This is a genomic window from Streptomyces sp. NPDC006197, assembly GCF_040613865.1.
In the GTDB taxonomy this organism is placed as follows: Bacteria; Actinomycetota; Actinomycetes; order Streptomycetales; family Streptomycetaceae; genus Streptomyces.
Genome location: NZ_JBEXSZ010000246.1, coordinates 1 through 6,468 on the forward strand (window position 1 = coordinate 1; position 6,468 = coordinate 6,468).

Here is a 6,468-nt window from a genome sequence, read left to right on the forward strand (position 1 = left end):
CGGAGTGAAATAGTACCTGAAACCGTGTGCCTACAAGCCGTGGGAGCGTCGGGACGTGACTTGTCACGTCCTCGTGACTGCGTGCCTTTTGAAGACCGGGGCCCCTCCGGGCAGAGCCGACTACTCCTCGGGAGCCTCGTCCGAGGGCTCGTCCGTCTTCGCCGCCGCCGCGTTGTCCGCCTCCAGGAGACGCGACAGCTGACGGCCGACGATCCGCTTGAACTTGCGCTGCTGCGGACGCGTGCGGTCCAGCACCGCCACCTCCAGGCGCTCCGCGGGGATCTCCCGCTCGGTGCCGTTGGTGTCCCGCGACAGGGCCTGCACGGCCAGCTTCAGGGCCTCGGCCAGCGACATGCCGTCCCGGTGCCGCTGGTCCAGGAAGGAGCCGATCTGCTCCGCGTTCCCGCCGACCGCGACCGAGCCGTGCTCGTCCACGATCGAGCCGTCGTGCGGCAGCCGGTAGATCTGGTCGCCCTCCGGCTCGGAGCCGACCTCGGCGACGACCAGCTCCACCTCGTACGGCTTCTCCCCCGCGCTGGAGAAGATCGTGCCCAGGGTCTGGGCGTAGACGTTGGCCAGGCCGCGCGCGGTGACGTCGTCCCGGTCGTAGGTGTAGCCCCGCAGGTCGGCGTAGCGCACACCGCCGATGCGGAGGTTCTCGTACTCGTTGTACTTGCCGGCGGCCGCGAAGCCGATCCGGTCGTAGATCTCGCTGAACTTGTGCAGGGCACGGGACGGGTTCTCACCGACGAAGACGATGCCGTCGGTGTACTGGAGGACGACCAGGCTGCGGCCGCGGGCGATGCCCTTGCGGGCGTACTCGGCCCGGTCGGCCATGGCCTGCTGGGGTGAGACATAGAACGGCGTGGACACCGGCTACCGTCCCTTTCTTCCGGTCTGAAGGGCTTCTACGGGCGACGAAACGGTCAGAGCAGGGCGGCACGCGGCCCGTCGGGCTGCTCCAGACGCCGCTCGGTGACCGATCGGGCCAGCCCGGAGGACTCCGCCTCGCTGAGCCTGCGGAAGCCCTCGTCGGTGATGACGGTGACGATCGGGAAGATCCGGCGGGCCATGTCGGGACCGCCGGTCGCCGAGTCGTCGTCCGCCGCGTCGTAGAGCGCCTGCACCACCAGCGTGGTGGCCTGCTCCTCGGTCAGGTCGGCGCGGTACAGCTTCTTCATCGAACCGCGCGCGAAGATCGAGCCGGAGCCGGTGGCGGCGAAACCGTGCTCCTCGGAGCGGCCGCCGGTCACGTCGTACGAGAAGATCCGGCCCTTCTCCTTGCCCTCGTCCCAGCCCGCGAAGAGCGGCACGACGGCGAGCCCCTGCATGGCCATGCCCAGGTTCCCCCGGATCATGGTGGAGAGACGGTTCGCCTTGCCCTCCAGGGAGAGCGTCGCGCCCTCCACCTTCTCGAAGTGCTCCAGCTCCAGCTGGAACAGCTTGACCATCTCCACGGCGAGGCCGGCGGTGCCGGCAATGCCGACGGCCGAGTACTCGTCGGCCGGGAACACCTTCTCGATGTCCCGCTGCGCGATCATGTTCCCCATGGTGGCCCGGCGGTCACCGGCGAGCACGACGCCCCCCGGGAACGTCGCGGCCACGATGGTGGTGCCGTGCGGGGCCTCGACGATCCCCTCGGGCAGCTTCCGGTTCCCCGGGAGCAGCTCCGGCGAGTGATCGGCCAGGAAGTCCATGAACGAGGACGACCCCGGCGTCAGGAAGGCCGCCGGCAGACGCCCGGTGCTTCGAGGGTTGGCTTCCACGCGATTCCTTCCGGTGGGACAGTCGGCCGGTCGTGGGAAGCACCGGCTGATCTTGGATGCTGTGCACGGACCTTACCCGTGCCACCGCTTGTCATCCGTCCCCGGACCCACGGCTTTCACCGGGGCTCCGGGGACGGAGGACGACAGACGCGTGAGGCGACTACTCGCCGCCCTTCTGCACGAAGGAACGCACGAAGTCCTCGGCGTTCTCCTCCAGGACGTCGTCGATCTCGTCCAGGACGGAGTCCACGTCCTCGCTCAGCTTCTCCTGGCGCTCCTGGAGGTCGGAGCTCGCCTCCGTGGTGGTCTCCTCGACCTCCTCCGTGGATCGCGTCGCCTTCTGCTGTCCGCCGCCGGTGTCCTTGGTCGCCATATCCCTCACCCCGCTCGAATCGGCCCGCTCGGTTGAGTCCGTACAAGATCAGACCCTATAGGTCGGGTCTGACTTCGGCCCCGCAGTTTCCACAACGCCCGGGCACTGATTCCATGATTCCCAGTGCCGGGGCATTTCAGGCCCGTACCGGGCCCCCGGTTCAGCCGCCGGACAGGACGCGGACGAGTTCCTCCGCGGTCCGGCAGCGGTCGAGCAGTGACTTCACGTGGGCCTTGGTGCCGCGCAGCGGCTCCAGGGTCGGGACGCGCTGGAGGGAGTCCCGGCCGGGCAGGTCGAAGATCACCGAGTCCCAGGAGGCCGCGGCGACGTCATCGGCGTACTGCTCCAGGCAGCGGCCCCGGAAATAGGCCCTGGTGTCCTCCGGGGGCGCCGTCTCGGCCCGCTCCACCTCGGCCTCGTCCAGGAGCCGCTTCATGCGCCCACGGGCCACCAGACGGTTGTAGAGGCCCTTGTCGGGGCGTACGTCCGCGTACTGGAGGTCCACCAGGTGCAGCCGGGCCGCGTCCCAGTCGAGGCCGTCACGGCGCCGGTAGCCCTCCATGAGCTCCCGCTTGGCGACCCAGTCCAGCTCGCCGGCGAGGCTCATCGGATCGGTCTCCAGGCGTCCCAGGGTGTCCTCCCAGCGCGTGAGGACGTCCATGGTCTGCTCGTCCGCGTCGGAGCCGTAGCGCTCCTCCACGTACTTCCTGGCCAGCTCGAAGTACTCCATCTGGAGCTGGACCGCGGTCAGTGTCCGGCCGCTGCGGAGCGTGACCAGGTACTGGAGCGACGGGTCGTGCGAGACCTGGTGCAGGGTGCGGACCGGCTGGTCGACGGCGAGGTCGACCGTGATGAAGCCGTCCTCGATCATCGAGAGGACGAGGGAGGTGGTGCCGAGCTTGAGGTAGGTGGAGATCTCCGAGAGGTTCGCGTCGCCGATGATCACGTGCAGGCGGCGGTACTTCTCGGCGTCGGCGTGCGGCTCGTCCCGGGTGTTGATGATGGGCCGCTTGAGGGTGGTCTCCAGGCCCACCTCGACCTCGAAGTAGTCGGCGCGCTGGCTGAGCTGGAAGCCGTTCTCCCGCCCGTCCTGGCCGATGCCGACCCGTCCCGCGCCGGTGACGACCTGGCGGGAGACGAAGAAGGGCGTGAGGTGGCGCACGATGTCCGAGAAGGGGGTCTCCCGCTTCATCAGGTAGTTCTCGTGCGTGCCGTAGGACGCGCCCTTGTTGTCGGTGTTGTTCTTGTAGAGGTGGATGGGCTGGGCGCCGGGGAGCTGGGCGGCCCGCTCGGCCGCCTCGGCCATGATGCGCTCGCCGGCCTTGTCCCAGAGGACGGCGTCGCGCGGGTTGGTGACCTCGGGCGCGCTGTACTCGGGGTGGGCGTGGTCCACGTAGAGGCGGGCCCCGTTGGTGAGGATCACGTTGGCCAGGCCGATGTCCTCGTCGGTGAGCTGGCTGGAGTCGGCGGCCTCGCGGGCGAGGTCGAAGCCGCGGGCGTCCCGCAGCGGGTTCTCCTCCTCGAAGTCCCAGCGGGCGCGGCGCGCCCGGTGCATCGCCGCCGCGTAGGCGTTGACGATCTGGGACGAGGTGAGCATGGCATTGGCGTTCGGGTGTCCCGGGACGGAGATCCCGTACTCCGTCTCGATGCCCATTACTCGCCGTACGGTCATGCGGCCCTCCTTGCCCGGCGGCGCTCACTGTGCGCGACTCGGCGGTACCGAAGAGCCTAGAGCGGCTCCGCGCTGGTGGGGAGATCAGTTGCAGTATTTCCCTGTTTCCCTGGTGATGCCGGGGGAAATGCTGGATGGAATGCGTCGGCTGCGGATGCCCGGTTTCCGGACATCCGCAGCCGGTGCGCGTTTTACAGGTACTGACCGGTATTGGCCACCGTGTCGATGGAGCGTCCGGTGTCCGCGCCCTGCTTTCCGGTGACGAGGGTGCGGATGAACACGATCCGCTCGCCCTTCTTTCCGGAGATCCGGGCCCAGTCGTCGGGGTTGGTGGTGTTGGGCAGGTCCTCGTTCTCCTTGAACTCGTCCACGCACGCCTGGAGGAGGTGGGAGACCCGGATGCCCTTCTGGTTGTGGTCGAGGAAGGCCTTGATGGCCATCTTCTTGGCCCGGTCGACGATGTTCTGGATCATCGCGCCGGAGTTGAAGTCCTTGAAGTACAGGACTTCCTTGTCGCCGTTGGCGTACGTGACTTCGAGGAAGCGGTTCTCCTCGGATTCCGCGTACATCTGCTCGACGACGGACTGGATCATTCCGTGGGCGGCGGCGGCCTTCGAGCCGCTGTGCTCGGAGATGTCGTCCGAGTGGAGCGGCAGGTTGGCCGTGAGGTACTTCGCGAAGATGTCCTTCGCGGCCTCCGCGTCCGGACGCTCGATCTTGATCTTGACGTCGAGCCGGCCGGGCCGCAGGATCGCGGGGTCGATCATGTCCTCGCGGTTGGAGGCGCCGATGACGATGACGTTCTCCAGGCCCTCCACGCCGTCGATCTCGGCGAGCAGCTGCGGGACGATGGTGTTCTCCACGTCCGAGCTGACACCGGAGCCGCGGGTGCGGAAGAGGGATTCCATCTCGTCGAAGAAGACGATCACGGGGGTGCCCTCGCTCGCCTTCTCCCGGGCACGCTGGAAGACGAGGCGGATGTGCCGCTCGGTCTCACCGACGTACTTGTTGAGGAGCTCGGGGCCCTTGATGTTGAGGAAGTAGGACTTCCCCGCGGGCTGACCGGTCACCTCGGCGACCTTCTTGGCCAGGGAGTTGGCCACGGCCTTCGCGATCAGCGTCTTGCCGCAGCCGGGCGGGCCGTAGAGCAGGATGCCCTTGGGCGGCCGCAGTTCGTGCTCCTTGAAGAGGTCCGGGTAGAGGTACGGGAGCTCGACCGCGTCGCGGATCAGCTCGATCTGGTTGCCCAGACCGCCGATCTTGTCGTAGTCGACGTCCGGGACCTCTTCCAGAACGAGCTCCTCGACCTCGCTCTTGGGGACCACCTCGTAGACGTAGCCGGACCTGGGGTCGAGCAGCAGGGCGTCGCCGGCGCGGATGGTGACGTCCAGCAGAGGCTCGGCGAGCCTCACCACCCTCTCCTCGTCGGTGTGCCCCACCACCAGGGCGCGCTCGCCGTCCTCGAGGATCTCCTTGAGGGTGACGATGTCCCCGGCGCGCTCGAACTCCATGGCCTCGACCACGTTGAGCGCTTCGTTGAGCATGACTTCCTGGCCGCGCTTGAGCTCTTCGAGCTCGATGCTCGGGCTGACGTTCACCCGGAGCTTGCGGCCCCCGGTGAAGATGTCGCACGTGCCGTCCTCATTGGCCTGCAGGAAGACGCCGAAGCCGGCCGGCGGCTGCGCGAGCCGGTCGACTTCCTCCTTGAGGGCCACGATCTGGTCGCGGGCCTCACGGAGCGTGTTCGCGAGTCGTTCGTTCTGCGCGGACACGCCGGCCAGGTTGCTCTGCAGCTCGACGATCCGCTCTTCGAGAATCCTCGTGTGGCGCGGAGAGTCGGCGAGCTTGCGTCGCAGGACGGCGATTTCCTGCTCGAGATAGGCAACCTGACCGGCGGGGTCTTCAGACCCCCGCCCCGGCCGGATGCCGCGGTTGATGTCGTCGTCGTGGGCTGCCACGGTCCTCACCTCCTCCAAGGGGAGCTGGACGCTTCCTGACCCTACCTGCGTGGGTGGTGATTGAAACCCCTAGATCAAAAAGACTCCGGGGTGTGTCCGATCTTCACCCTTGCGCTTCCCCTCTCGCCAGGGGAATACCCACCCTTCACCGTCTGAAAGCGGGCGGTTGTATCGTCGTCATCGGTCAACACCCGTCAGGGGTGGCCCGACTTATCGCGCAAAGCAGAAACGGCAGGAGATATGACCGTGCAGCACGAGGCCCCGGCGACGGGTGCCGAGGAGGCGCTGGAGGTCTGGATCGACCAGGACCTGTGTACTGGTGACGGGATCTGCGCGCAGTACGCCCCCGAGGTCTTCGAGCTTGACATCGACGGGCTCGCTTATGTGAAGAGCGCCGACGACGAGCTGCTCCAGGACGCGGGGGCCACCACGCCGGTGCCGCTGCCGCTGCTCCAGGACGTGGTGGACTCCGCGAAGGAGTGTCCGGGCGACTGCATCCACGTGCGCCGGGTCGCGGACAAGGTCGAGGTGTACGGCCCCGACGCCGAGTGACGGCTCGGACGCCCGGGAGGTGGCGTCCGAGCGTCACCCCCTAGGGGGCGTCTTGCCGATCAGGCCGGATCAGGGAGCGGCCTCGGCGAGCCGGGAGAGGTTGCCGCCGAGGTCGAAGCCCTCGAAGGAGAAGGCGTTTCCGGCGAG

The 6,468-nt window shown here is 67.9% G+C and carries 6 protein-coding genes; 1 reads left to right on the forward strand and 5 read right to left on the reverse strand.

The genetic code is table 11. From position 1 onward, the window contains the following. Window positions 1-120: 120 nt before the first annotated feature. The 5 genes from prcA to arc form a co-directional block, all read right to left on the reverse strand. Window positions 121-873 (reverse strand): proteasome subunit alpha, encoded by a 753-nt coding sequence (prcA, locus tag ABZ318_RS38550; RefSeq protein WP_190103845.1) that lies wholly within the window; start codon window positions 871-873, stop codon window positions 121-123. A 53-nt stretch (window positions 874-926) separates the two neighbouring features. Further along, window positions 927-1,766 carry a proteasome subunit beta gene (prcB, locus tag ABZ318_RS38555; RefSeq protein WP_356907081.1) on the reverse strand — a complete coding sequence of 280 codons (840 nt, stop codon included), beginning with the start codon at window positions 1,764-1,766 and terminating at the stop codon, window positions 927-929. A 160-nt stretch (window positions 1,767-1,926) separates the two neighbouring features. After that, window positions 1,927-2,139, reverse strand: coding sequence for a ubiquitin-like protein Pup (locus tag ABZ318_RS38560; RefSeq protein WP_030213091.1), 213 nt, complete (start codon window positions 2,137-2,139; stop codon window positions 1,927-1,929). Window positions 2,140-2,299: 160 nt separating this feature from the next. Continuing rightward, window positions 2,300-3,811 (reverse strand): depupylase/deamidase Dop, encoded by a 1,512-nt coding sequence (gene dop, locus ABZ318_RS38565; protein WP_356907082.1) that lies wholly within the window; start codon window positions 3,809-3,811, stop codon window positions 2,300-2,302. A gap of 191 nt (window positions 3,812-4,002) precedes the next feature. After that, the gene (gene arc / locus ABZ318_RS38570; RefSeq protein ID WP_356907083.1) at window positions 4,003-5,769 is read right to left on the reverse strand and encodes a proteasome ATPase; all 1,767 of its coding nucleotides are present in this window, start codon (window positions 5,767-5,769) and stop codon (window positions 4,003-4,005) included. A 240-nt stretch (window positions 5,770-6,009) separates the two neighbouring features. Here arc and ABZ318_RS38575 point away from each other — a divergent pair, with 240 nt between their 5' ends. Beyond that, a complete protein-coding gene (locus ABZ318_RS38575) occupies window positions 6,010-6,321 on the forward strand; it encodes a ferredoxin (RefSeq protein WP_086831784.1) in 312 nt (103 codons plus the stop codon). The last annotated feature ends 147 nt before the right edge of the window (window positions 6,322-6,468 follow it).

Bases quoted from the DNA above. Each gene is read 5' to 3' on its own strand.
- ABZ318_RS38560 (WP_030213091.1), bottom strand. From the start codon at position 2,139: ATGGCGACCAAGGACACCGGCGGCGGACAGCAGAAGGCGACGCGATCC.
- dop (WP_356907082.1), bottom strand. From the start codon at position 3,811: ATGACCGTACGGCGAGTAATGGGCATCGAGACGGAGTACGGGATCTCC.
- ABZ318_RS38575 (WP_086831784.1), top strand. From the start codon at position 6,010: ATGACCGTGCAGCACGAGGCCCCGGCGACGGGTGCCGAGGAGGCGCTG.